This is a genomic window from Paraburkholderia polaris (genome assembly GCF_012927345.1).
Classification (GTDB): domain Bacteria; phylum Pseudomonadota; class Gammaproteobacteria; order Burkholderiales; family Burkholderiaceae; genus Paraburkholderia; species Paraburkholderia polaris.
Genome location: NZ_JABBGJ010000015.1, coordinates 106,047 through 132,187, shown reverse-complemented (window position 1 = coordinate 132,187; position 26,141 = coordinate 106,047). Strand labels below are relative to the sequence as shown.

24 protein-coding genes are annotated in these 26,141 nt (G+C 60.9%); 9 read left to right on the top strand and 15 right to left on the bottom strand.

The window, feature by feature from the left end:
• Entirely contained in the window at positions 1–354 is a 354-nt protein-coding gene (locus HHL24_RS15820) for a YciI family protein (protein WP_169486394.1), read from the bottom strand.
• A 263-nt stretch (positions 355–617) separates the two neighbouring features.
• On the opposite strand from HHL24_RS15820, the gene HHL24_RS15815 reads away from it, so the two are divergent.
• On the top strand, positions 618–773 hold the full coding sequence (locus HHL24_RS15815) for a glycine zipper 2TM domain-containing protein (protein WP_230417485.1): 156 nt from the start codon (positions 618–620) through the stop codon (positions 771–773).
• 221 nt (positions 774–994) lie between these two features.
• A complete protein-coding gene (locus HHL24_RS15810; protein WP_169486392.1) occupies positions 995–2,956 on the top strand; it encodes a hypothetical protein in 1,962 nt (653 codons plus the stop codon).
• 177 nt (positions 2,957–3,133) lie between these two features.
• On the opposite strand, the gene HHL24_RS15805 is transcribed toward HHL24_RS15810, so the two are convergent.
• Entirely contained in the window at positions 3,134–3,355 is a 222-nt protein-coding gene (locus HHL24_RS15805) for a hypothetical protein (protein ID WP_169486391.1), read from the bottom strand.
• A 732-nt stretch (positions 3,356–4,087) separates the two neighbouring features.
• Here HHL24_RS15805 and trpS point away from each other — a divergent pair.
• Entirely contained in the window at positions 4,088–5,116 is a 1,029-nt protein-coding gene (trpS, locus tag HHL24_RS15800; protein ID WP_169486390.1) for a tryptophan--tRNA ligase, read from the top strand.
• A 355-nt stretch (positions 5,117–5,471) separates the two neighbouring features.
• Here trpS and HHL24_RS15795 read toward each other — a convergent pair whose 3' ends face one another.
• Complete coding sequence (locus HHL24_RS15795) at positions 5,472–5,945, bottom strand: hypothetical protein (protein WP_169486389.1); 474 nt, start codon at positions 5,943–5,945, stop codon at positions 5,472–5,474.
• A 682-nt stretch (positions 5,946–6,627) separates the two neighbouring features.
• Here HHL24_RS15795 and HHL24_RS44035 point away from each other — a divergent pair.
• Both HHL24_RS44035 and HHL24_RS15785 read left to right on the top strand, forming a co-directional pair.
• Complete coding sequence (locus HHL24_RS44035; protein WP_230417481.1) at positions 6,628–6,816, top strand: hypothetical protein; 189 nt, start codon at positions 6,628–6,630, stop codon at positions 6,814–6,816.
• A gap of 36 nt (positions 6,817–6,852) precedes the next feature.
• On the top strand, positions 6,853–7,203 hold the full coding sequence (locus HHL24_RS15785) for a DOPA 4,5-dioxygenase family protein (RefSeq protein ID WP_169486388.1): 351 nt from the start codon (positions 6,853–6,855) through the stop codon (positions 7,201–7,203).
• A 51-nt stretch (positions 7,204–7,254) separates the two neighbouring features.
• On the opposite strand, the gene HHL24_RS15780 is transcribed toward HHL24_RS15785, so the two are convergent.
• The 6 genes from HHL24_RS15780 to HHL24_RS15760 all read right to left on the bottom strand — a co-directional run bounded on the left by HHL24_RS15780 (position 7,255) and on the right by HHL24_RS15760 (position 12,248).
• On the bottom strand, positions 7,255–7,566 hold the full coding sequence (locus tag HHL24_RS15780; protein ID WP_169486387.1) for a high-potential iron-sulfur protein: 312 nt from the start codon (positions 7,564–7,566) through the stop codon (positions 7,255–7,257).
• A gap of 49 nt (positions 7,567–7,615) precedes the next feature.
• Positions 7,616–8,305: a nitroreductase gene (locus HHL24_RS15775; protein ID WP_169486386.1), complete on the bottom strand. Its 690-nt coding sequence runs from the start codon at positions 8,303–8,305 to the stop codon at positions 7,616–7,618.
• Between the two features lie 104 nt (positions 8,306–8,409).
• Positions 8,410–8,532: a hypothetical protein gene (locus tag HHL24_RS44580; RefSeq protein WP_268966720.1), complete on the bottom strand. Its 123-nt coding sequence runs from the start codon at positions 8,530–8,532 to the stop codon at positions 8,410–8,412.
• 43 nt (positions 8,533–8,575) lie between these two features.
• On the bottom strand, positions 8,576–9,298 hold the full coding sequence (locus HHL24_RS15770; protein ID WP_169486385.1) for a PepSY-associated TM helix domain-containing protein: 723 nt from the start codon (positions 9,296–9,298) through the stop codon (positions 8,576–8,578).
• Positions 9,295–9,978: a Fe2+-dependent dioxygenase gene (locus tag HHL24_RS15765; protein WP_169486384.1), complete on the bottom strand. Its 684-nt coding sequence runs from the start codon at positions 9,976–9,978 to the stop codon at positions 9,295–9,297. The genes HHL24_RS15770 and HHL24_RS15765 overlap by 4 nt, the downstream gene beginning before the upstream one ends.
• A gap of 77 nt (positions 9,979–10,055) precedes the next feature.
• Positions 10,056–12,248 carry a TonB-dependent receptor gene (locus HHL24_RS15760; protein ID WP_169486383.1) on the bottom strand — a complete coding sequence of 731 codons (2,193 nt, stop codon included), beginning with the start codon at positions 12,246–12,248 and terminating at the stop codon, positions 10,056–10,058.
• Between the two features lie 589 nt (positions 12,249–12,837).
• Here HHL24_RS15760 and HHL24_RS15755 point away from each other — a divergent pair.
• A complete protein-coding gene (locus tag HHL24_RS15755; RefSeq protein ID WP_169486382.1) occupies positions 12,838–13,833 on the top strand; it encodes an aldo/keto reductase in 996 nt (331 codons plus the stop codon).
• Between the two features lie 58 nt (positions 13,834–13,891).
• On the opposite strand, the gene HHL24_RS15750 is transcribed toward HHL24_RS15755, so the two are convergent.
• From HHL24_RS15750 to HHL24_RS44030, 6 genes are all read right to left on the bottom strand, one after another.
• Positions 13,892–14,461, bottom strand: coding sequence for a YbhB/YbcL family Raf kinase inhibitor-like protein (locus HHL24_RS15750; RefSeq protein ID WP_169486381.1), 570 nt, complete (start codon positions 14,459–14,461; stop codon positions 13,892–13,894).
• Positions 14,462–14,602: 141 nt separating this feature from the next.
• Positions 14,603–15,403 (bottom strand): ROK family protein, encoded by an 801-nt coding sequence (locus tag HHL24_RS15745; protein ID WP_169486380.1) that lies wholly within the window; start codon positions 15,401–15,403, stop codon positions 14,603–14,605.
• Positions 15,404–15,438: 35 nt separating this feature from the next.
• On the bottom strand, positions 15,439–17,040 hold the full coding sequence (gene zwf / locus HHL24_RS15740; protein ID WP_169486379.1) for a glucose-6-phosphate dehydrogenase: 1,602 nt from the start codon (positions 17,038–17,040) through the stop codon (positions 15,439–15,441).
• A 157-nt stretch (positions 17,041–17,197) separates the two neighbouring features.
• Complete coding sequence (locus HHL24_RS15735; protein ID WP_169486378.1) at positions 17,198–20,005, bottom strand: MGH1-like glycoside hydrolase domain-containing protein; 2,808 nt, start codon at positions 20,003–20,005, stop codon at positions 17,198–17,200.
• Positions 20,006–20,056: 51 nt separating this feature from the next.
• Entirely contained in the window at positions 20,057–22,054 is a 1,998-nt protein-coding gene (locus HHL24_RS15730) for an amylo-alpha-1,6-glucosidase (RefSeq protein ID WP_169486377.1), read from the bottom strand.
• Positions 22,055–22,209: 155 nt separating this feature from the next.
• The gene (locus HHL24_RS44030) at positions 22,210–22,482 is read right to left on the bottom strand and encodes a hypothetical protein (protein ID WP_230417480.1); all 273 of its coding nucleotides are present in this window, start codon (positions 22,480–22,482) and stop codon (positions 22,210–22,212) included.
• On the opposite strand from HHL24_RS44030, the gene HHL24_RS44025 reads away from it, so the two are divergent.
• From HHL24_RS44025 to HHL24_RS15715, 3 genes are all read left to right on the top strand, one after another.
• On the top strand, positions 22,475–22,624 hold the full coding sequence (locus tag HHL24_RS44025) for a hypothetical protein (RefSeq protein ID WP_230417479.1): 150 nt from the start codon (positions 22,475–22,477) through the stop codon (positions 22,622–22,624). The genes HHL24_RS44030 and HHL24_RS44025 overlap by 8 nt on opposite strands.
• 63 nt (positions 22,625–22,687) lie before the next feature.
• On the top strand, positions 22,688–24,841 hold the full coding sequence (locus HHL24_RS15720) for a phosphocholine-specific phospholipase C (RefSeq protein ID WP_169486375.1): 2,154 nt from the start codon (positions 22,688–22,690) through the stop codon (positions 24,839–24,841).
• A 512-nt stretch (positions 24,842–25,353) separates the two neighbouring features.
• Entirely contained in the window at positions 25,354–25,620 is a 267-nt protein-coding gene (locus HHL24_RS15715) for a cupin domain-containing protein (protein ID WP_169486374.1), read from the top strand.
• The last annotated feature ends 521 nt before the right edge of the window (positions 25,621–26,141 follow it).

Below are 26,141 nucleotides of genomic sequence, written 5' to 3'. Positions count from 1 at the left end.
TTACAGGAAACAAGGTCCGAGTTTGCGGACTTCGACAGTGCACCACGAGGCCGCCGGGCAGGCTTGCGCGATCGCCACCGCTTCCTCACGGCTTTCACAATCGAGCAGGAAGAAGCCGCCGATCATTTCCTTGGCTTCGGCGAACGGGCCGTCGAGCAGTTTTGGCTGGCCGTCGCGCACCTGCACGCGCACGGCGTCACTGGAGGAGGTCAGCGATTCGACTGCGAGAAGCTTGCCGCGCTCTTTGAGGTCGGCGGCGAAACGCACCATCTGGTCATAGACTTCGCGCCCCGCCTGCTCGCCGCGTTCGATGCGTTGATCCGGGGGTTCGACGATAAGCAGCATGTAAGACATAGCGTCTCCGATTGATCGCGCCGTGGACGTGAACGCCAGGCCGGCGTACGACAGCAAAATCGCGCTTACAGTTGGGTTGCGAAAGGCAGTCTAGCAAGCGCGGATGACTCCAGCAAACCCGTTTCACCGCCCAGGCACCGGCACGCCGCAGGCCCTACGGACACTCGTAATACGGACGCGGCATGTGAATTGCTGATTTGGTTGTATCGACACACATCCGAGGTGACATCATGCGGAATCTATCTGGCCTGGGCACGATTGCAATGGTTTTGGCGCTGCTGACGTTCTCGACCGGCTGCACCCTTGGCGGCGCGGCGGCGGGCGGCGTTGTCGGTAACGAGGCGACCGATCACAGCACTGCAGGCACGGTCGGCGGCGCGGTAGTCGGCGGGGTTATCGGACACGAGTTGGGTAAGTAAATGAAACCGTGAACGGCTTCCCGGCGCGCGACACAAGAGTGCCGCTTTGAAGTATTCTGCGAACGCGCTAAAGCCGTCATGAATTTGCCGTTTATCGATTAATCGCAGTAGATAATCCGCGTTCAATCCGGCGATACTGCGCGACAAACTATAGCCAAAGTTATCGGCATAGTCTGCCGGCATAACAAACGAATCACATAAACAGAGCATCGGGGAAATTCATGCATCGATCGTTAGTGCGTAGCGGCGTCGCGGCCGCTACGGCTTTTGCCTTGATCCAGTTGAGCGGTTGCGGCGGCGGCGGTTCCAGTTCGTCGTCATCGAGCACGCCGACGGTCACGGCCACCTCGGTGAACGGCACGGTCGCCACCGGCACCGCCGTGGTGGGCGCCACCGTCACGCTGACCGATGCGACCGGCGCTCAGGCCACGGCAACCGCCAACACCCAGGGCGCATACACGATCTCGGTGAAAGGCATGACCGCGCCGTTCCTGATCGTCGCCACGGATCCCACCGGTGTCTCCGCGCCACTCGTCTCCGTGCTCGCCAAACTGCCGAGCGGCACGGCGCCGGCTGTTGCCAACGTCACCACGCTGACCACCGCGATTGCCGCCATGCTGACGGCCTCGGGTAACCCGATCGACCTCGCGTCTACCACGGCGCTGGCCAAGGTGACGCTGCCGTCCGTGCAAATCGCCACCATCACGCTCGACACGATCCTGGCGAAGATCCTCACGCAGAACGGTATCCAGGTGGCGGGCTTCGATCCCATCGGCGTGGCCTTTACGCCGAACCACACCGGCGCCGATGCGGTGATCGACACGGTGTCGCTGGTGTCTGCGGCTAACGGCGGCTCGTTGCTGGTGTCGAACGCGGCGCCGGGCACGACCGTCGCGCTGAACAACCAGACCGCCCAGTCGATCACGCTGGCAGCGCCGGCCGCCGCGGCGAACTATCTGGAGCCGCTGGCGTCGCTGCTGACTGCCTGCGCGGCGAACGGCACGCTCAACACGTCATGCTCGCCGGCAATCGACGCCGCGTTCCTCGAAAACGGTTCGACCGATCTGGCCGTAGGCCATGGTCTGACCGATGCGATCCTCAGTGGCGCCGTGTTCGGTTCACCGAAAACGCTCGCCTTCTTCACGCGCAACGGCAAGCAGCTTGCGCTCGTGCAGTTGCCGGTCACACTGGCGAGCGGCGCTACAGGCGGCGTGCTCTACACCATCGCGCAACAACTTCCCACACCCGTTACGCTCGCCAACGGCACGCAGCTCGGTTGGGATCTGATCGGCAATCAGTCGCAATTTGCGGTTTCGATCATGTCGCAAATCCAGCGCCGCACCTTCCTCGATTCGAAGCTGAACGACGTGAACCGTTACGAGTCGGGTCTCAAGATTGCGATTCCGACCGCTTCGAATCCGACGGTTTATTCGGCTTCCGTCACGGGACCGGGCCTCGCCGCGCCGGTCTGGCTGACGCAGCGCAATGCGCTCGGCAGCAACTCGCTGGGTCTGTCGGATCTGCCGTTGAGCGTGGCGCCGGTTTCACCGGCGACGACCAACAGCAATACGGAGCTGTATCGTTGGTCATGGCAGTCGCTGTCGTCGACCGCGAACTTCGCGCCGGCGGCCTCGAGCGGCTACTACTCGGCGCAATCGATCGACGCGAGCACCGTGCCGCTCTACGCGACCTACACCGTTACCTTCTACGACAAGAACGGCGCGCAACTCGGCCAGTCGTCGATCATCAATCCGGGTAGTCCGTTGAACGCGGCGGCGGGCGGCACGGTCGCGTGGCCGACGCTGCTGGCAGACTTCGCGACCCAGTTCCTGACGCCGGGCGGCTCGCTGGCCGGCCAACAGTACGCGATGAGCGTGACGTGGTCGAGCGTCGTGACTGGACCGAATCCCACCTATCCGGTGACGTCTGTGCAGATCCAGGCTTACCCTGGAACGGTCTCCGGCTCGACGACTGCCATCTACGGCTTCTCGACCGGCGCGCCGAACAACACCACGGTCGGTCAGTATCAAACCACGGCCTATGCGGGGACCAATGCATCGGGCGTGCAAACTTGCACGAATTGCCCGTTCCCGGCGTTGACGTCCGGTGGTTCGCGGCTCGTGCAGTTGGGTGGCGGGCAGAATGGAACCACGTACTACGATGTGACGGAGTACAACGACTAGAACAGGGTAAACAAGAAACGAAAGATTCTCGACTTACCAGACGCCCCGCAAGGGGCGTTTTTTCGGGGCGTAGGTCTTTCGTGACCAGGCGTCAAGAATAGAAGGGCGTGCTCAGCGCAAAAATGCCTCGGCCGATGGCGACCAGCGGCGCCTTCGGCCAACACGCGAGGCTGCTGCTCACTCCCCGTGGTTATCTATCCAGGCTCGCGCCCAGGAAAGCCCAGCTTGTTGCGCTTCGTCTTCGGTATCGAAATGACCAAGGACTCCCGATGCTTCAATAAAGGTGTTGTTTCGGGTGATAGTGCCGCTTGCCGCATATCGCTCCAGTTGGAGGATATCTTCTTGCTGGAGTATGGCGTGGCCCCATATTGAATACCCCTTGTAGCGCTCAGCTTCCATCAGCGTGAGACCTCGACAGGGGCATTGCGAGCATCGACGCGAAGGATATTCCCCTCTGGCGTTATCTGCCGCGGGATACTAAATACATCAGGAGCGAACGTTCTCGTTGCTTCGCCAGACGACGGTTGCTTTGCGTCCGTCTTCGTGACTACGGCGGGAACGCGATGTGCCCGTGTCTTTACCAGATGGGGCACATGCTGACGACGTTTTGGCGAGTTCGGAGCACCTGTTCCTCTATGCAATCCGCCCCGAGCTTCGGGGGGATTCCAGATTTCTATGTAGCGCTCGCCTGCGAATGCGGACGACGTGCATACCAGGAAAAGCAACCCGCATCCAACCCGTTTCACTATCGTTTCTCCTTGGTGATCCGCTTCAATCTGTCGCGACAGGATACATCCCTCCGACCCGGGAAACACTGCTCGAGACACTGTACATCCATACAGTTATTTGCGCAATCCAATGACCGTCCGCTAACCGCTCCGAAATAAGGTCGGTGAGCAGACGCCGGCCAGTTTTCCGACACGCGCGCCGTTGGCGGCAAGCCCGGATGCTGCGTTATACTCGCGCCATGAATACGAACCCGACCTCGCTGAATCTGCATCGTTGGTGGCACGCCTGACCTAGGCGGCCCGATTCTCTTCGTACATCGAAAACGTGATGCCGCCAGTCCTGGCGGCATTTTTGTTTCTGCTTGCTGATGACTGGTGGTGTTGCAAACACGGATATTTGACCATGTCGCACGCAACCGAATCTGAAAAGCAACCTGTCATCCTCACCGGCGACCGCACCACCGGTCCGCTTCACCTGGGCCACTACATTGGCTCGCTGCGCTCGCGCGTGCAACTCCAGCACGAAGCACAGCAATTCCTGCTGCTTGCCGATGCGCAAGCCATGACCGACAACGTCGGCCGGCACCAGAAAGTCACTGAAAACGTCATCGAGGTGGCGCTCGACTATCTTGCGGTCGGCATCGACCCGGCGAAGTCGACCATCTTTATCCAGTCGCAGGTGCCGGAGTTGGCGGAACTGTCCCAGTATCTGCTCAACCTTGTGACGGTTGCGCGCCTCGAACGCAACCCGACCATCAAGGCGGAAATCGTGCTCCGCGGTTTCGAGCGGGATATTCCCGCCGGCTTCCTGACGTATCCGGTCAGCCAGGCCGCCGACATTACTGCGTTCAAGGCGACGCGCGTGCCCGTCGGTGACGACCAGTTGCCGATGATTGAACAAACCAATGAACTGGTGCGCCGTTTCAACAACACGGTCGATAAGCAGGTGCTGGTCGAATGCGAAGCAGTCCTCTCGCACGTGGCCCGGCTGCCGGGCGTCGATGGCAAAGCCAAGATGAGCAAGTCACTGGGTAACGCTATTACGCTGGGCGCGAGTCCGGACGAAATCACCAAGGCCGTGAACAACATGTACACCGACCCTAACCATCTGCGCGTCAACGACCCGGGCCAGGTCGAAGGCAACGTTGTGTTCGCGTTCCTCGACGCGTTCGAGCCGGACGTACCCATGGTTGACGAACTCAAAGCGCACTATCGCCGTGGCGGTCTTGGCGACAGCGTGGTCAAGCGCACGCTCAACGAGCGCCTGCAGTCAATGCTCGCACCCATTCGGGAGCGCCGCCGCGAGTTCGCAACTGACCGTGCGGAGGTGCTGAATGTCCTGCGTCGCGGGACCATGCGCGCGCGGGAAGTGGCGGGTGCGACGGTGTCAGAGGTGAAAGGTGCGCTCGGCTTGAATTACTTCCAGAACTGAGCGACAGCCGGGGCGCGGCATTTATCTTCAGCGCGCTGCGAGGTTGACTACGAGATTTCGCGCGTATCTTCGAAGGCCTGTCCTGCTTTGTGAAAAACTCTCGGGCCCAAGTAACAAGCCCGCGAGTTTGCATCAACAACGCATCACGCCGCTTTTCCCGGCTTCACGATGGTCAGCGCAGCACAAAGCAACAGGAGGAGCGAAGTCCGCAGAAATTTCATGACGGAGATCATAGCCGCGGTGTTTTAGCCGGTTGCGTCGGATTTGCTAACAACAGGATTTGCGCTGAAGTAAAAAACGCCCCATGGGGGGCGTTCACTGTTTGTGCGTTAGTCGCAGCAGAGTGCGACGCGGCTTAGACCGTCGCTTCGACAATCGCCTGCGTGCGAGCCGATCTCATCAGCCCCTCGATCATCTTCGCTTCCGCGTTCGCGATCTCGCTCAACGACGCGGCGGACAACTGTCCGTCCAGAATCGCCAGCGCCGTGCAAAGACGGGCGTATTCGCCGTCTTCGAGAATCCATGCACCGTCTTGATGGTCACGCGCGTCAAGCTGCACCATCGCCGCATGTGCGCTTTCGATATCGGCAAGAACGTCCTCTCCAAGACCAAGGCGCGCCAACTCTTGCGACACCAGCAAATGCCGGCTCAAGGTCATGTGCAAATCGCGCGAGCCTCGGCCGCGCTGGAACGCATCGAGGGCGGTGTAGCACTGCAGGAGCATTGCCCCGGTGACCGGCTCGTGGGCGGTGCGGCTATAGGTCAGCGCGCGCAACAGCGGGGACATGGCCGGCCGGGTGTGCTTGCGGACTCGCGATTTACTGGACATATCGATTCAACCTCCTTCGCTAACTCTAGGCTTTACCACCGAATGTTGTGCTCTCCGGTGGCAAACACCGCCGATGCGCCGGCGGCCTGACAGGCCCCTAATGTGAGTCTGTGTAGCCATCATGGCAAGCAACTATTAAGACAGACTTAAACAACTCAAAGTCTCGAATGCGCGTGACATGTCGCCGCGCGCGAGCAGACGTTCCCCTGCGGCGATCCTGAAATGCAACGCTGCCATATTGGTTCGGACCGGCTAAATACAAGTCGCATTTGTCGCACCGACGAAAAAAACCCTGTTCCCGCGAGGGAACAGGGCCGGACAGGATGGAAGAGTCGTACAGGCGCGTGGATGCGTGCCGACCTATAACCACCACAAACTAGCAAAAGCTGTTGCTACTTGAACTGCTACTGCGTTACAGCACGGTCCCTCGCCATCAACATCACCTTGCTGCAACCCCCTGCTGATTCGCGCGCATTATTGCTTCGATCGCGCTGCTTGCATTGCTTCGACTTCCTACAGCTTTACTGCCCTGCCGCGTTAGACAACCGCGGCAAACTGCCATCAACGGTACGGTTCAAAACAACGCGGGGGAAGACCGCGTCGATGGGCTCGGTGACTTGTCGCTCCATGGAAAACAGTTTATGTGAGCACACGCGAATGCAATTGCGCGAAACGAGGGGAATTGGCAGGCCAGTTTGCTGAATCGGCGCAGCGTGCCGATTTCTTCAGACGTGAGCCAGAATTTGAGGGCCGAAACATAACCGCCAGGTACCTGTACCAACGCCTCGGCTTCGAAATCGTCAACGAAGAAGAAATACAGTTTCACATGAGCCTTGCGCCGCGCGCGTCAGCAGAAACTCAAGCAGAATGAAGGTCTGACAAAGACGGAACCGCAACGGACCCTTTTATGACCTTTCGCGACACCTCAGCCATCGAGAGCTGGCACGCCCACGTTTACTTCGATTCAGGCAGCCGCGACGCCGCGTGGACATTTCGCGAGCAGATCGAAGCGCACTGGAGCGGCAAACTGCAAATGGGCCGCTTTCACGAACGCCCGGTTGGGCCACACCCGATGTGGTCGTATCAGCTCGCATTCACGCAGGAGCAGTTCGCCGAACTCGTCGGCTGGCTTACGCTGAATCACGGCGCGCTCGATATTTTTCTGCACCCGAATACCGGCGACGCCTTGCGCGACCACCGCGACGCGGCGATATGGATCGGCCATTCGCATGACCTGGTACTGAGCGCTTTGAACTAAGGCCAAGGCGTTTTTAAGTCACACATACCGACACCTGAGCCGCGTGCGCGGTCACATATTCGAATACGAACTGCACCAGCCGCGCGCGGCGACCTGCTTGTCGCCGAACAGCGTGCAGCCACCATACGCGTCAGTGGATTTACCCTGGAATAGCGAGCAGTTGGCGCAGGTTTGTCCGGCGGCATAGTCAGGGAATTTCGCCTTGTCGACCTTTGACGCGTCCTCTTTATAGCCGACGGCTTGCGCCTTCGGATCGGCTTCGCTCAGTGTGTTCGCGGTGTCGGCTAAAGCGACGCGGGACAGCATGAGCGATGAGCTCACGCCCACAGTCAGCATCAGAAAATGGCGGCGTGAGGTTTGCATAATGGTCGGATGGGAAGTGAGGATGCCCGTCAATCGGGATCAATCGAGGTCAATCGAGAAATCGCGTGAACCGTTCAACCGGTTCGCGATCCGTGCGTAGCGTATTGACCAGCGCGCTTTCATCGGCGAAACCGAGCGACATGCCGCACACCAGTTGCTCCTCGGTCGACAGGCCGAGATGCTCGGCAATCACCCGGTGAAACGGCGTAAAGGCGGCCTGTGGACAGGTGTCGAGGCCGCGCCCGCGCGCCGCCGTCATGATCGCTTGCAGGAACATGCCGTAGTCGAGCCAGCTGCCGCGCTCCATCACCCGCTCGATCGTAAAGAACAGGCCGACCGGCGCGCCGAAAAACCGGTAGTTCTGCGCGTGCTGTTCATGCATGCGCGCCTTGTCGCCCTTTTCGATGCCCAGCAGGCCGTACAGATCCCAGCCGATCTTGCGGCGGCGGTCGATGTACGGCGACACCCATTGATGCGGGTAGTAGCGATACTCCTCCTGATACAGCGCATCGCGCCGGGGGTCGTTATAGGCAGCGACCAGAGCCTGCGACAGTCGCGCGAGCGACTCCCCCGTCACCACGTACACCTTCCACGGCTGAGTGTTGGTGCCCGACGGCGCGCGGCTGGCGGCTTCGAGAATCGCTTCGATCTCGGCGCGCGCAACCGGCGTGGGCAGAAAGGCACGGATCGAGCGCCGCGACTTCAGCGCGGCGTCGACCTGATTGGGGGGTGCGGTCATCGGCAGAATTCCGGCAGGGCCAACAGTTTTGGCGGTCTGCGAAGATTCTAGCGCGAGCGCCCGCTTTCCCGCTGGCGGGCGTGCAGGATGTCGAATGCGAGCCACTACCCGAGCGGCATTTTCAGCGCATCGATCAGATCAGAAGGATCGTAAGGCTTGCGCGGCAGGTTCGCGTGCGACGACACCTTGCGCGGCTCCAGCGTCAGCACAAGGTCGTAGCAGGTCACCGACGATCCGTTCGCCGCCGCTACGCCGCACCAGCGGAGTCTGCTAGATCAGCCCCACGCACACAGCAGCGACGATCGACCCGACCACCAGCACCACGCCGACGGTTTTGCGCTTGTGCAACTCCGTCCAAAGCAGGACGCCCGTGAGCGACAGCAGAATGATGCTGCCCGCCAGCGTATCGATCAGCAGCACCCAGCCGATGCTCAAGCCGACGCCCTTATGCAGATTCGTGAGCGTCGCGAGAAATGAGTTCTCGCTGCGCTTGACCGTCACGTAACCGTTGCCGACCCAATACTCAGCGGTCGTGTTTTCATGGGGCGACGCGAAGTTGAGCTGCCAGTGCTCGGGCTGGACCATGCTGCGGTCACCCCACGCGACCGGATGCGCGGACTCTTTCTGCGCGCGTCCCGGGTTGCCGGCTAGTTTCAGTTCCTGCTTGAGCCACTTGCCGAGTTCGCGCGGCGTCTCAGGCGCCGGTTGCGGCAACGGCACCTGCACGACCGACACCTGCGGCTCGCCGGTCGACACCCTGAGCGGGCCGCCACGATGGTTCAGCAGAAAGCCCGTGGTGCCGAACAGCAAACCCAGCGCCGCGCCCCACAAACCGATCCAGCCATGCACTTTGCGCAGCCATTTGACGAACGTCGCGCGGCGCGAGCGCTGCTGCCGCGTTTTCAGTTCGCCGCGCTCGAACCGCTGCGGTTCGTTCGCCGCAGCGTCGATATCCGCAGCCGGTTGGAATTCAATAGCTTCGGGTACGCTCACGTTTCGCTCCAGGTACGCAACAGGTTGTGATAGCAGCCGACCAGGCTACGGCGCGCAGCGTCGTCAGCATGCGTGGCGTTCAGACGTTGAATCGCCGTGTCCATATCGAATAGCAACGCGCGTTGCGTGTCGCTGCGCACGAGGCTTTGCACCCAGAAGAAGCTGGCGAGGCGCGCACCGCGCGTGACCGGCGTGACCTGATGCAGGCTGGTGGCCGGATAGACGATCATGTCGCCCGCCGGCAGCTTGACCTGCTGCACGCCATAGGTGTCTTCGACAACGAGTTCGCCGCCGTCGTATTCGCCGGGTTCGGAGATGAACAGCGTCACCGACACGTCCGTGCGCAGCTTCACGCCGTTGGGCAGCACCCGCACCGCACCGTCGACGTGACTGCCGAATTCCATGCCGCCTTCGTAACGGTTGAAGAGCGGCGGATAAACCTGGTTCGGCAACGCCGCGCTGATGAACAGCGGGTTGCGCTCGATCGACGCGAGAATCACATCGCCAAGTTCACGCGCGAGCGGTGAATGCTCGGCGATCTGCTGATTGCGTTTGACCGGCGCGCCTTGATAACCGGCGGTCGCGCGGCCGTCGACCCACGCGTCGCCGGCGCTGTCGAGCCGCTCGCGCACAAAGCGCAATTGCTCGGCGTTCAGTACATTCGGAATGTGCAGCAGCATCTTGAGTTTCCTTGGCCTCGTTAGGTCGGCCTGCCGTTTGCGAGAGCGGCAAGCCTACCGTATCAATGAGGCACGCTTCAGAACCGGTAGTCGAACGTCGCCAGCAGCGTGCGTCCGATGCCCGGCACGGAACGGCCGCCGTCCGACTGGATGAGCGCGTCGTAGTACATCTTGTTGGTCAGGTTCAGCAGATTCAGCCGAACGTCGTATTTCTTCGCGTGGTAGGCGGCGGTCGCATCCCAGCGCGTGTAGCCCGGGACCTGCACATAGTTCGTATTCGACGCGTAGCGCGGCGACATGTAGGTCGGGCCACCGCCGATTTCCCAATGCGGCGTGATGGCGTATGTGCTCCAGAGCGTCAGCGTGTTGCGCGGCGTGTTGGCCGGCGTGTGCCCTTGCGTTCCATCGAGCGCTTTCAGGATGATGGCGTCCATGTACGTGTAGCCGCCAAAAATCTGCCACTTGTCGGTGATGTGACCGGTCACGCCGGCCTGGAATCCGTCGACGCGGATGTCGCCGTCGAGCTCGTATTCGGTCGGCGAAACTTGCGTGCGGGCGTTGGTCATTTCCTCGCGGAAGAACGCGGACGTCACCGAGATATTGCCGCCCAGCAGGTCCCACTTGCCGCCCACTTCGTACGACTTGGTCGACTCCGGCGCCAGGTTCTGCGTCAGGTTGGTGACCGTCAACGCTTCGAGCGACGGATCGAACGACGTGCCATACGACACGTAGTACGACTGCCAGTCGGTCGGCTGATAGATCACACCGGCGCGCACACTGGTGAAGAAGTTGGTTTGAGTCGCGTAACCCGGCAGGCTGATCGTGTTGTGGATCTGCGCCTGGAAGCGGTCCCAACGCAAACCGCCGATCACCTTCCAGTGTTGACCGAGCGACACGGTGTCGTTGACGTAGCCGGCGATCTCATTCGACCCGGAATTGGCATAGTTGCCGACCGTCGTGGTCACGCCAGCGGGCGACGACAGATACGCCGGATTCACCATCGAAACGACCGGCAAGTTGTTGCGCGTGTACGCCTGGTTCGAGTAACTGTCATGCCCAAGTTCGACGCCGGCGATCAGGTCATGCTTGATCGGGCCGGTGTCGAACTTGTATTCGACCATCGTGTCGTTGTACAGCGAATGGTTTTCGATCACACGGTCGTGGCTCTGCAACTTGATGAATAGTTGCGACGGCGACAAGGTCGTGAAATTACCGTTGGTCAGCGCCGTGCTGGTGGTGAGCGGCCCCGTCAACACGGCCTGCGGCGCGGTTTCGCGCGCGTCGGTTAGCGAATGCGAGAACTGCGTCTGGTTGCTCAGTGTGAGACTGTCGGAGAACTTGTGCTTGATGCCGGCCGTAAAGGTCTGGACATCCTGAATCGTGCGGTCGGTCGTCAAGCCGTAGAAGGTATTTTTCGGCACAGGCGAAGGATGCCCATTCAACGCCTGCACGCCATAGTCGGGCATGTCGTAGTTGTGCTGGATCAGCGCGGAGATCGTTACTTCGGTTGGTGTGCCGATGCCGAAACGCACTTCCGGTGCGATACCGTAGTCCTTGTTCTTCATCTCGTCGCGTGTCGAACCGAGGCTTTGGCCGAACGCATTCAGGCGGATCGCCGAGGTGTCAGTCAGCTTGTGGTTGACGTCGACGGTGCTGCGATAGCGATCGTCGGTGCCGATCATGCCCGTGACTTCCGCCGAGTCGGTCAGGTTCGCCCTCTTGCTGACCTGGTTGATCACGCCGCCCGTCGAACCGCGGCCGAACAACATCGACGACGGACCGTACAGCACCTCGAGTTCTTCGAGGTCGAAAGTGTCGCGATAGTACTGGTTGCGATCGCGGAACCCATCCAGATAGATGTCGTTCTGCGCGGTGAAGCCGCGCAAGTTGATGTTGTTGCCGATCTGACCGCCTTCGGCCCCGCCGATCGTCACGCCCGGCGCATTGCGCAGCGCGTCCTGGAACGACGTGGCGCCTTGGGAGGCGAGCACCGCCTTGTTGATGACGGTGACCGTTTGCGGAATGTCGCGCAACGCGGTGGGCGTCTTCGCACCGACGTTCGAGCGTTCTGCCTGGAAGTCCTGTTGTTCGGCTTGCGCCGCGACGCCGATGGTCGGCAAGGTTCCGTTATCGCCTGCTGCGCTCGCCGATGCGTTTTGAGCCGACGGCTGCGATGCGGTTTGCGGCGCGGTCTGCGCGACCGCGGGCGTGGCGAACGGAACGGCAAAAGCTAGCGCTAACGCAGTCGCAAGCGGCGTGTGATTGAACATGGGAAATCCCGTCAGGAGTGCGCTTGCCAGATCCGCATGGTCGACATGGAATCAATGGCAAAACCGCAATTGGCTGGCTGCCGGTCTACTGCTCAGAGCAAAGACGACGGGATGGCTGGCTGATGGTTAAATGAGAATCGATATCATTCCACACGCATAAAAGCGCATCAACCTCGCCGAACATTACCTGCTGTAATTAAATTGTTTCGGTCTTTTACGAATGTATGGGTTTCGTAATTTTCAACAGGGCAGCGTCAAGACTAGATTACGCATTTGTAATGTTAACGGCCTGTTACGCGAGAAATCCAGCTATTTATCAGATGAATAGATGATCCTATGTAAATCGGGGATAAGCGCGTTAAATGCCGCCATCTTGCCGCTGAACCAACGGCATGGTTCAGTTGATGTGCTCCGATCATAAAAGTTCGTTGTATTCGCGCATAGAAATCCAGTGAGGCGAAAAGCTTTCTAAATGCTAACGCCCTTCTGCTCCTGAATGTGCCCGTATCCAAACACGAAATCGCGACACCGTTTATCCTTTTTGCAACACCGCATACCGCAACCGTTCCGTTCTGCTTCGGAGTTGACCATGCAATACCGCAAATTCGGCCGCACTGGCCTGACCGTTTCGCGCCTGTGCCTCGGCACGATGACCTTTGGCCTGCAGACTGAAGAAGATGCCTCGCATCGCATTCTCGACACGGCGGCGGATGCCGGCGTGAACTTCATCGATACCGCCAACGTTTATCCGCTCGGCGCCGGCGAGAGTAATGCCGGGCGCACGGAGGAAATCGTCGGGCGGTGGCTGAAAGGCAAACGCGACCGCTTCATTCTGGCGACGAAGGCAGTTGGCAAGATGGGGCCGTCGGCGTGGGATCAAGGCGCGTCGCGCAAACATCTGCTGGACGCGATCGATGCATCGCTGCGGCGCCTCGGCACGGATTACGTGGACCTGTACCAGCTCCATTCCGACGATGCGAATACGCCGCTCGATGAGACGCTGGAGGCGCTGGACGTGATCGTTCGATCGGGCAAGGCACGGTATATCGGGGTGTCGAATTTCCTCGCCTATCGGCTGGCGCGAGCGCTGGGTCGCGCTGATGTGTTACGCGTGGCGCGGTTTGTGTCGGTGCAGCCCCGCTATAACCTGTTGTTCCGGCAGATCGAGCGGGAGTTGTTACCTTTAGCGGCTGAAGAGCAACTGGCCGTGATGCCGTATAACCCACTGGCGGGTGGCTTGCTGACGGGCAAGCATCGGGTGGATGCAGCGCCCACGTCCGGACGATTTACCGAAACCGTCGGCAAGGCGGGGGCGATGTATCAGGAGCGGTACTGGCATCAGCGCGAATTCGAAACGATCGAAAAATTGAAGGCGATTGCTACGCCGACGGGCGAGTCTTTGACTCGGGTTTCTCTTGCGTGGGTGCTGGCTAATCCGCTGATTACCTCAGCGATTATTGGCGCAAGTCGCGCTGAGCAACTGAGCGATACGCTGGCTGCTTCGGAGCTTGTGCTCGATGCACAAGTCAAGGCGCAGCTTGATGAGGTTAGTCTGGAATATCGATGGGGTGATGCGGCCAGGTAGCGTGTTGCCTTTGACGGCGGCGTCGATCGCCCGGCCGCCGCCGTCAGTGGCACAAAAATCACCGTCCGTATCGAAGCACCGTACTGGTCGCAGCAAGCACATGATCCTTGATAGCCGCCTGCAACGCGTCGCGCGTCAACCCTGCCGGCAATGCGTCGGGCGGTAAATCAAGCGCATAAATCTGCACGACATAATGATGCGGAACCTCCCCGACCGGTGGGCATGGTCCGTAATACCCCGGGCCGCCAGTCCGGTTCGTTCCCCCCACACTACCGGCCGGCGGCGTAGCACCCGCGCCGAGCCCGGTCGCCGACGGCGCGACGCCATATAACACCCAGTGCACAATGCCCAGACCCTTCGCGCCGTCCGGGTCGAAAATAGTAATCGCGTAGCTCTTCGTGCCGTTAGGTGAGTTCCGCCATTGCAAGGCTGGTGACACGTTCCCGCCCCCGCAATTATTCGCGCTTGCAGCGTGGCTCGAATCCAGCGTGCCGCCGTCGGCCAAACCTGGTGACGACAGCGCGAATGCATCGGCCGCACGGGCACTCACTGCAGCAAACGTCAGCACGGCAGATACGCTGACAAATAACAGGCGTCGTGCAACGCCAGCGGCATCGCTTCGAATCATCGTTGGCTGCCCCGGGTATAAGTTAGCTAAGCTGAAAAAGGTAGTGGCGCAACAGACTCGCGTCACGGCTACCGGTGACAAACGTATCGACCGGGCGCTTTATTCCGCCGACGCGCAACGAATCCGTCCGCCAATCACGCTTCACTTGAACCGGCCCGTCCGCTCATTGGCCTCCGGCAACTGCCGCGTCTCGCGCAGCGACTTCGGATGCCACAGCCGGGCGCCGCCTTCGATCCCCGCATCGTTCGATACTGTGGCGACGTTCCCGGGCAACTTGAACGTCAGCCGTGCCGCGTTGCCGCCGCCAATCCACAGCTTGTCGTAGTTCACCAGCGAATCGAGAATCCCGATCACCTTCTGGACCCGGCGATTCCAGCGCTTGTTTCCGGCTGCCTCGCGCGCCGCGTCGCCGATGTACTCGTCGTACGCCACCCCCTTCTTGCTGACCGGATGATGCGCAAGCTCGAGGTGAGGCATCAACTCGCCATCGCGGAACAGCGCCGTGCCCGCGCCTGTGCCAAGCGTCAGCACGAACTCGAGCCCATGACCTTCGATCGCGGCAAAGCCCTGCATCTCGGCATCGTTGATCATTCGCACCGGCAGACCACCTAGGCGCTGCGCCAGCGAATCCGCGAGCGGAATATCGTGCCAGCCTTCAATGCCAAAATGCGGCGCCGTCAAAATGCGGTTGTTGCGCACCACGCCAGGGAAGCCGATCGACATCAGCGTGGGCGGCTCCTTTTCGACAAGCGGCTCGACCAGCTTCACCAATGCGTCCACCAGTTGATCCGGCGTGCACGGATGCGGCGTCGCCACACGCAAACGTTCGGTTTTCATCTGTCCGTCCGCATCGATGATTGCGGCTTTCAGGCCAGTGCCACCCACATCGATCGCCAGAATCCGCTCGGTACTGCTTTTTACTTTCGTCTTACGTGTGGCCACGGTGTCCCCCGATTGGGTTGATGCGTCTCATGGAGTTACTTCTTTTCGGCTGCATCCTTTTGCAAAGGCCGCCATGCATGGCCGTTGCGTGCAAGCAGCGCGTCTGCTTCGGCGGGGCCTTCGCTGCCCGCGGCGTAGCCACGCACCGGCATCGCGCCGCCGGTCTTCGGATGCAGCACGTCGTCCACCGCGGCCCAACTTGTCTCAATGCTGTCCGCTCGCTGAAACAATGTTTCGTCGCCAAGCATGCAGTCGTACAGCAAGGTCTCATAGCCGACATTGGCCTGTTCCGCGAAGAAATCGGCGTAGTCGAATGAGGATTGGACCGCGCCGATCTGCATCACCGGCCCCGGCGTCTTCACATTGAAGTCAAAGCTCGTGCCGTGCGCGGGATCAATGCGCAAAGTCAGCACGTTTGGCGTCAGCGCGTCGACCGGCGTGTCGCGGAAGAGGCGGAACGGCACCGGTTTCAGCTGCACTGAGATCTCCGTGCGGCGCGCGGCAAGCCGCTTGCCGGTGCGCAGATAGAACGGCACGCCCGCCCAACGCCAGTTCTCGACGTACACGCGCGCGGCGGCGTAGGTTTCCGTCGTGCTGTCCGGTGCGACGTCCGGTTCCTCGCGATAGCCGACGCCCGCAGGCCCCTTTTCGTATTGACCGAAGACGACGTCGTCTGCGGTCAGCGGCTGGATCGCGTCGAAGATTTCAGCCTTCTTGTTGCGCACGGCTTCGGCATCGAACGAATTGGGTGGCTCCATCGCGACCATGCCGAGCAACTGGAACAGGTGGTTCGGCAGCATGTCGCGGAACGCGCCGGTCTGCTCGTAAAACTTGCCGCGCCCCTCCACGCCGATCGTTTCGGCTGCGGTGATCTGCACGCTGTCGATATATTCGCGCCGCCAGATCGGTTCGAACAAGGCGTTCGCGAAGCGCACCGCGAGAATGCTCTGTACGGTGTCCTTACCGAGAAAGTGGTCGATGCGATACACCTGCGACTCGTTCGCGTACGACAGAATGTGTGCGTTCAGATCGCGCGCCGAGGCGAGATCCGTGCCGAACGGCTTCTCGATCACGAGACGGCGGAAGCCGCCCGCGTCGCCATCGCCTTCTTTCAGCAAGCCCGCTTTGCCGAGATGCTCGACGATCGGTTTGAAAAAGCGCGAGCTGACCGCCAGGTAAAAAATCACGTTGCCGCCCGGCGATTGATCGAGCTTTTGCTTGAGCTTCGTGAACGTGTCGTCGGTTTCGAACTCGCCGGCCATGTATTCGAGCCGTTGCGCGACCCAGTCCCACGCTTTGTCGTCGAGCTTGCCAGCGTGGAAGGTGCTGGCTTTGTCGGCGGCGAACTGTTGCAGCGACGTGTGCAGGTCTTCGCGCCATTCGCTCGTCTCGCGCTCGCCGTGATTCACGCCGATGATCTTCATGCCGCCGTCGAGCAGGCCGTCCACCGCGAGGTTGTACAGCGCGGGCATCAGCAGCCGTTTGGTCAGGTCGCCGCCCGCGCCGAAGATCACCAGCGTGCAAGGTGGCGCAGGCCGCTTGCCAGCCGGCGACGACGGCGCCTCATGCGGACCCGCGCTGACTTTGCAACTGGGTTCGTGACTGGCGGAAGTTGGGGTGTTCGGAGTAGTCGACATGGGATTCACTTAAGGAAGCCAATGGAACGGACGTGGCGGTATATGAAAGACCACGCTTGAACCCACACAGTTCAAAAACAACGACTCGACTTGCCCGCGCTGCGCGCTGTATGGCTTATGTAACCTCGCGCGCGGTTGGGTCGCCGATCGCGACTCGCTACTTGGTCACTGCCGTTGCCAGCGCAGGCGCAGGTTCGGGCGCGGACCCTGGTGTGCAGGCGGGGGCAGGCGACGTTGGCGATGCTGGAATTGGCGCCCGGTCCGGCTCGCCCGCCAGCGGCACGTTACCCGATGCGGCCATCGCCCTCGGTTGCAGGAGCAGCGCCACCAGCCCGCTCCAGCCGGTTTGATGCGAGGCGCCCACGCCACGCCCGTTGTCGCCATGGAAATACTCATGGAACAGCACGAGATCGCGCGAGCGCGGGTCGGCCTGCAAAAGTGGATACGCGCCCATCACCGGACGTTCGCCGTTTTTGTCCTTCAGGAACAGGGTGGCCGCCCGGCGCGCCAGTTCGTCGCCGATTTCGCTGAGCGAGAACTGCTGCCCCGAGCCGGTCGGATATTCGACGCGGAAATCGTCGCCGTAGTAGCGATGAAATTCGTACAGCGATTCAATCAGCAGATAGTTCATCGGCATCCACACCGGCCCGCGCCAGTTCGAATTGCCGCCGAACACGCGGGTGTCGGATTCGGCCGGCAGATACCTGACGGTGACGCTGGTGCCGTTGTGGTTGAACTCGAACGGATGGTCGCGATGGAATCGCGACAATGCCCGCACGCCGTGATCCGAGAGGAATTCGCTTTCGTCGAGTGCACGGCGCAGCAATGCTTTCATCCGATGCCCGCGCAAAAGCGAGAGCAGCAGCGCATTACCCTTGCCGGGCTCGTTCCAGCGCGAAACCAGCTTCGCCAGATCGGGGCGATGTTCGAGGAACCAGACGAGCCGCTCGCGCAGACCCGGCAAGTGACCATGCAAACGTTCTTCGAGCACGTGCACGGCGAACAGCGGAATCAGGCCGACGATCGAGCGCAGGCGCATCGGAATATTGCTGCCGTCGGGCAGGCGCAGTTTGTCGTAGAAAAATTCGTCCTCGCTGTCCCATAGACCGGTATCGCAGCCGTCGTCGCAACTCACTGCCTCGGCGATATACAGGAAGTGCTCGAAAAACTTCACGCCGATATCGACGAACACGTGGTTCGCATACGCCAGTTCGAGCGCGATCCGCATCAGGTCGAGCGCGTACGCCGCCATCCAAGCGGTGCCGTCGGACTGGTCAATGTGACCGCCGGTGGGTAGCGGCGAGGAGCGGTCGAAGATACCGACGTTGTCCAGCCCGAGAAAGCCGCCCTGAAAAACGTTGCGGCCATCCGCATCCTTACGGTTCACCCACCACGTGAAATTCAGCAACAGCTTGTGGAAGACGAGCTCCAGAAAATCGCGATCCGATTTGCCCGTGAGCGCGCGGTCGATTTCATAGACGCGCCACGCGGCCCAGGCGTGCACAGGCGGATTCGCGTCGCCGAGTGCCCATTCGTAGGCGGGCAATTGGCCGTTCGGATGCTGATAGCGGTCCTTCACCAGCAGCAGCAATTGACGCTTGGCAAACGCGGGATCGATCAGCGCGAACGCGGTCGCATGAAACGCCAGGTCCCACGACGCGTACCACGGGTATTCCCACTTGTCGGGCATCGACACGATGTCCGCGTTGCACAGATGCCGCCACTCCGCATTGCGACCGCGTTTGCGGGACTCCGGCGGCTTGGGTTGCAGTGGATCGCCTTCGAGCCAGCGCTGCACGTCATACTGGTAGTACTGCTTGGACCACAACATGCCGGCGAGTGCCTGGCGCTGCACGAGGCGCGCGTCGGGATCGTCGATCTCGTGTTGCAGCGCGCCATAGAACTCGTCGGCCTCCGCGATGCGGTGAGCGAACACCGCATCGGCATCGAGTTGCGTGTCATCGGGACTCGACTGCGGACGCCAGCGCATGTACACCACGGCGCGGCCATACGGACCGAGGTCAATCGACGCGTGCGCGGCCGCCTTGGTGCCGGCGTCGCGACGCACCGCCTGTTCGTCGCCGTGGACGAGGTAGTCGTTGAAGCCGTCCTTGAATGGGCCCGTGCCATCCATGTTGAACAGGCGCTTGACGTTGGTGTCGTTCTCGCAGAACAGCCACGCCATCTGCGGCGCGTCTTTTGACCACGCTGTCACGACGATCGGCTCATGACCATGCTGACGGCCGACTATGTGGGCTGCGCCGTTGTGGTCCTGGCCCGCAACGAGCGACGGCTTGTCCTTGTTCTCCTTCCACGACCACGAATTGCGCGCCCATATCTGCGGCAACACATCGAGCGAGGCTGCCTGGTCCGCACGATTCTCGATCGTCACGCGCATCAGGATGTCGTCGGGCGCATGTTTCGCGTATTCGACCTGCACGTCGAAGTAACGCAAATCGTCGAATACGCCGGTGTCGAGGATCTCGTATTCCGGCATGTCACCGCCACGCCGCCCGTTTTCCTGAACCAGGTCGTCGTACGGAAAGGCGGCATGCGGGTACTTGTAGAGCATCCGCATATACGAATGCGTAGGTGTGCCGTCGACGTAGAAGTACAGTTCCTTCACGTCCTCGCCGTGATTGCCCTGCGCGTTGGTGAGGCCGAACAGGCGTTCCTTGAGGATCGGATCTTTGCGGTTCCACAGCGCGAGCGACACGCACCAGCTGAGTTTATCGTCGCCGAAACCGGCGATGCCGTCTTCGCCCCAACGGTAAGCGCGGCTGCGCGCATGGTCGTGGGGGAAAGAGTCCCAGGCAGTACCGTCCGGGCTGTAATCCTCGCGCACCGTGCCCCACTGACGCTCGCTGAGATAGGGTCCCCAGCGCTGCCAATGGGCGCAGTCGGCGGAGTGCAGGCGGGAACCTTCGATCGTATCCAGCAGATTGGCAGCGCGCAGCGGGGGCATGACTACATCCTTGCATCGGGCCTGGCGGTGGGACTCACATCGTAGCGCGGTTTAAGCGGCGATGGGCTCCGATCGGGCAAGCAGGTTTTCGACGCGTAGCAACTCCCCCAGCGACCACGCCTGAAACGGCGTACCGGCGGGCGTGTGCGGCGCGTCGCCGTCGGCGATTTCGGAGAGATGGTCGAGGCCGGCGTGATCGAGATGCGCGTACAGGGGGTCGAGAAAGCGCGCTTTAGCTTGTGCACGGGCATCCGGTTCGGCGCCGTGAACCCGTAACCATGCTTCGACGAACGGGCCTAGCAGCCATGGCCAGACCGTCCCTTGATGATAGGCGCCATCGCGCTCCAGCGGGGTGCCGCCGTAGTGCCCGCGGTAGGCAGGATCGGACGGGGCTAGCGTTCTGAGGCCAAGCGGCGTGAGCAATTGGGTTTCGACCTGATCGACCACTGCACGCGCCGCCGCGCCTTCGAGTAACGGAAACGGCAGGCCGCCTATGGCAAAGATCTGGTTGGGGCGGATCGAGCGATCCACTGCGCCTTTCACGAAATCCACGTCGACGTTGTCGACGAGCGCTTGCGTCGACGGATCGGTAAAACGTTCATGAAACGCTTGCAACGCTCGGTCCGCAGGTTGCTGCCATTGCGGATTCCACTTTGCTGCAATGCGCAATGCGTTGATCCACAGCGCCTGCACTTCCACGGGTTTGCCGATGCGCGGCGTGACCACCCAGTCGCCGACCTTTGCATCCATCCAGGTGAGTTGTACGCCAGGGACGCCGGCGCTCAGGAGGCCGTCGTCGGTGGAGGCCTTGATGTTGAAGCGCGTGCCGTTCGTGTAGCCCGTGAGGATGGTTTCGACTGCCTGCTGCAGGCGCGTTCGGGCGTCGGCTTTCGCGTGGTTCGTCGCCAGATAGTCGTGGACGGCGATGACGAACCATAACGAGGCGTCGACGGAGTTGTATTCCGGGGTGTCGCCATAGTCGGGGAAACGATTCGGCAGCATGCCTTCGGACAATGTGCCCGACCATTCGAGCAGGATCGCTTCAGCTTCGTCGAGGCGGCCCGTTGCGATCAGCAGGCCGCGCATCGCGATGAACGTGTCGCGGCCCCAATCGGTGAACCATGGAAAGCCGGCGAGAATCGTGCGGCCTTCGTTGCGCGCTACGACGTAGGCATCGGCGGAACGCTGCAGGCGTGAGCCGAGTGCGCCGCGGCGCTGTTGTTCGATGCGCGCGAGTTGAACTGCGTGGGCGGCGGCGGGTTTGGTGCTTGGCGACTCCGCCGCCGGCACGGAGGACGCCGCGGATGCGATCGACGCACTGAGGATCATCACCGCTTCGCCATCAGCGAGATTGAAGCTGAACACGCCCGGCGTGGCGAGGTCTTCGCTGAAATCGAGGCCACGCTCGCGCTCACGAACGTAGCAGAAGTTTCGGTACCAATCAGGTGCGTGCGTGTAGATGCCGTTCGTTACGGCGTTGATGACGGGCAGGTCACCATAGGGCTGCCAGCTCACGCAGGCCTGGTCGCCGCTTGTCTGCGCGTTGAAGTTGAACGCGGCGTTTTCGTGGTGCAGCGAGTGATAGTCGCGGCCGGACAGCAAGGGCCTGACTTTCAGGTTGAACGCGCCGGTGCCAGAAACCGCTTCTGAACCTTCCAGCCGCCAACGCAAAACCGTTTCGGCCGTGGCCTTGCTGACGAACACTTCCGCTATCACCGTTATGTGCGGATCGAGTTGCAAACGCCATGTCGGCCACGGGTCGGTGTCGAACGCGAGAAGACTCGCTGTCAGATCGGGATAGATCACGTCCGGCATGTACCGCTGCATGCTCAATGGATAACGCTGGCCGTTCGCTTCGAGCCACGCTTCGATGCCGTTGACGAGCACGACGCGCCCGCCCGGCGCGCGCATAGCGGCAAGCAGCAATGCGTGATAGCGGCGCGTGCGCAGCGTGCCGACGGTTCCTGACGCGAAGCCGCCGAAACCGTCCGCTTCGAGCCATTCGTCTTCGAGACGTGTGATGTCGAAAGGTCTGTCGATGTGTGTCATGCGCGTACCGAGGTTAGCAAACGCAAATCTTTCGGTGTGCCTGGACTTCAGGCACGTGGCGTTAATGTGACCATTCTCCTGCTTATCGCTTTCCACTACCTTTCGAATAACCAACGTTGAGATAAGAGTTTTATCCACTCGCAAACGTTTCACAATTATTTCTCGAAAGGAATGGAGACTGCATCCGCCATCACGGAACTGGATGCAGACATGAGAAGCGACACCCTCTTTGCTATCGCCGCTTTAGTTGCGCTTGCAACTTTCACGTTGAGCGGTTGTGGCGCCGATGACTCCGCCTCGCCTTCAACGGCTTCAACGTCGTCAACGTCGTCAACGTCGTCAACGTCGTCAACGTCTTCGTCGCCGACCGCCGCAAATAATGTTGCCGCGCAAAGCGCCACGATCGCCCCCGCAGCTGAAATGCTCAACGCATCGGCGCCACTCGCAGCCGACCCTGCGGCCGCGTCCGACGCCATCACCCAGAACATGCAAGCCAGCCTCGCTGCCGACAGCCAGCAAGTCGCGCCCGTGATGCATTACGCACCGGGCGACAACGCCAATAACAACTGACCAGATTCCACCGGCGCGCGCGAGGCGCGCTATTCTTTCCCCACCCGCAGAAGGTGATATTCGATGACATCAAATAGCCGTCGCCGTTTCCTGCAGACCATGGCTTCATCCGCCGGCGCTGCCGCCGCGCTGACCGCGCTGCCCGAGTCCATTCGCAATGCGCTTGCCGTGCCCGCGTTTTCGCGCACCGGCACGATCCGCGACGTCAAACACATCGTCGTGTTCATGCAGGAGAACCGTTCGTTCGACCACTACTTCGGCCATCTGCGCGGCGTGCGTGGTTACAACGACCGCTTCCCGATTCCCCTGCCGGGCGGCAAGCCGGTGTGGTATCAACCGTCGAAGGAAGACCCGACCCAGCCGGTGCTGCCGTTCCATCTGAACACGGCGACGACCAGCGCGCAATGCGTCGGCGACCTCGATCACACCTGGTATAAAACGCATGCCGCGATTGACGGCGGCCGCTACGACCAGTGGCCCGCGAACAAGACCGACATGACGATGGGCTATCACCTGCGCAGCGACATTCCATTCCACTACGCGCTGGCTGATGCATTCACCATTTGCGACGCCTACTTTTGCTCGCTGCCGGGACCGACGCACCCGAACCGCTCGTATCTGATGACCGGCATGGTCGATCCGACCGGCACGATGGGGGGCCCGCTGCTCGACAACAACGATTTCGTCGACGGCGACGGTCCGCCGAATTATCAATTGCTCTCGTGGACCACGTACCCGGAACGTCTGCAAGCCGCGGGTATTTCGTGGCAGGTGTATCAGCAAGGCCTGACTGGTTCCGATCCGCTGAACGGCAACTACGGCACCAACATCCTGCAGAACTTCACGAACTTCATCAATGCGCAGCCGGGTTCGCCGTTGTATGAGCGCGCGCAAACCGTGCGCACCATCGACGACCTGAAGGCCGACGTGCTGGCCAACAAGTTGCCGCAAGTGTCGTGGTTGTGCCCGCCGGCTGCGTACTCCGAGCACCCGAGCTATACGCCCGCATACGGCGCGGAATACACGTCGCAGATTCTCGATGCGTTGACGTCGAATCCCGAAGTGTGGAGCAAGACCGTGCTGTTCATCATGTACGACGAGAACGACGGCTTCTTCGATCACCTCGTGCCGCCGCAACCGGCGACGACGCCGGCACAAGGCCAGTCGACGGTCAGCACCGAAGGCGAAATTCACAACGTGGTGAATCCGGCGCGCGGCGGCAGCTACACTGCGGACGGCTTGCCGTACGGCCTCGGCCCGCGCGTGCCGATGACGATCGTATCGCCGTGGAGCAAGGGTGGGTTTGTGTGCTCGCAGGTGTTCGATCATACGTCGGTGATTCGCTTCATTGAAACGCGCTTCGGCGTGGTTGAGCCGAACATTACGCAATGGCGCCGTGCAGTGTGCGGTGACCTGACCACGGCGTTCGACTTCCGCACGCCGGACTCGAAGGTGCCGCCGCTGCCGGACACGAGCAACTACAAGAGCATCGCCGACAACCAGTGTGCGACGCAGCCGAAGCCGACTGTGCCCACAACACCGGGTGCGATCGATCCACAGGAAAGCGGTATTCGTTTCGCGCGTGCGTTGCCGTATGAGTTGCATGTGAACGGTCATGTGGATGTGAAGAAGAATACGTTCGAGATCGTGCTTGCCAATACTGGCGATCAAGGCGCGCATTTCCACGTGTACTCGACGAATCGCGCGGATGGTCCGTGGCGCTACACGGTCGAGGCCGGCAAGTCGCTCGACGAGACCTTCGATCTGACGACGACGAACGGTGTGTACGCGTTCGAGGTGTTTGGCCCGAATGGTTTCGTGCGTAAGTTCGCGGGGAATACACAGCAGGCGACGTCGCAAACGTCGCAGGCTGCGGGTTCGCATGGCCACGATAAGCCCGCGCTGCCGGAGATCAAGGTGCAATACGATGTCGCGAACGGGAATGTGTTTTTGAAGTTCAGCAACAAGGGCGGCGGTATTGCGCGGTTGACGGTGACTGACAACGCGTACGGCGCGCGGACGCGGCCGGTGCTTGTGCCGGCGGAGGCGCATATCGAGGAAGCGTGGGTGCTGGCGTCCAGCCATCACTGGTATGACTTGACGGTGACGAGTAACGATGACGCTAGCTTCTCGCGTCGTCTGGCTGGACACGTTGAGAATGGGCGTCCGAGTATTAGTGATCCGGCGGCTGTGGCGCCGGTTTTGGTGGTGAATTAAGGGCGGGGATGGTGGATGGGCTTCGGTTGGGCGGCTGCTTTGGCGGGCTGCCTGATCGAAGCCCTGAGGATTGATGTCGCTGCGCCCAAGGAATGTTGCACTCGTCTTGGGCCGATTGGCCAAAGTTAGATAGTTGAGCCGCCTCTATGTCGGGCGACTCTCGTCGCTGGCTATGCTAGCCAGGACGTTGCGCAAAGGTATCGCGATGAACCATTGCGATCGTCGCGATCAGATGTTGCTTGCTGAGTTGTTGGAGCGTACGGCACATCAGTATGAAACCGAGACGAACATCGAGCGAGGGAATATCTCGGTCGTCATGCTTGATGTAGAAGAGGCGGAAGCGAACGCTGAGCGCCGCAGAAAAGGAATGGGCGAATCGTCGCCACGCGCGAGAACGCGCAGGAAGGTCGCTGCAGGCGTAACAGCGTCCGTATAACACACGGCTGCGCTCTGCACGAATTGGCGGATAGCGTTACATTGAGTGCCCCCCGCTGCTTGACGATGGAGACGCCATGGACCGCGAAACGTTTACCGAAAACCTGACGAAAGAAGGTTTCGCCGAGACTGTCGTCGTGACGCGGGAGGCGAACACTTCCATGGATGTTCACGAGCATCCGTTCGAAGCGAAGGCACTGATTCTGGACGGCGAGTTGCACATCCGCGTGGGCGAGACGGAGCAGGCGTATAAGGTCGGCGACGTCTTCCACTTGCCGGCGAACAAGCCGCATTCAGAGCGTTATGGTCCGAATGGTGTGACGTATCTGGTGGGAAGGAAGTAGGAGGGCATGCGGATAGTAGGCGTGTGGCGGCCAACGCGCGGTTTGGGGCAGCAACGAAACCATACCAACACCGACGAAAGCACGCGCCTGCGCAGGATTGAGAGGATAGAGTCAGCGAACCACGCCAAAAATGGAAGTGTGTTCGCACGGCGCTCAGATTGCGAATGACCTTCCAAGGCCCGCCTACCAACGGGCCATTTTTTTGTCCATCGCTTACGACGCTCGCGTTTCGTTAGCATCAATCTTCAGGTCGCGAAACGCACCGCAATCAGATTTTTCGGAATTGTCGGATTTCAAAATATTTCAATCTCATTGAAAGTGCTCACGCCTCTACTGGCCAAACTAAAAATAAAGGAGCGACATGAAAGATTGGAATTCTCAAGGCAACTCAGCGGGGACTCTATGTCGTCTGCTGGCGGCATTCATACTGCTGCTAATCGCCTTCGGCGCAAACGCAGAAGGCGGAGACGGAATCTGCGCCGGGATCTATGTGAGATCGGGTGCGATACAGGGGACTTCAA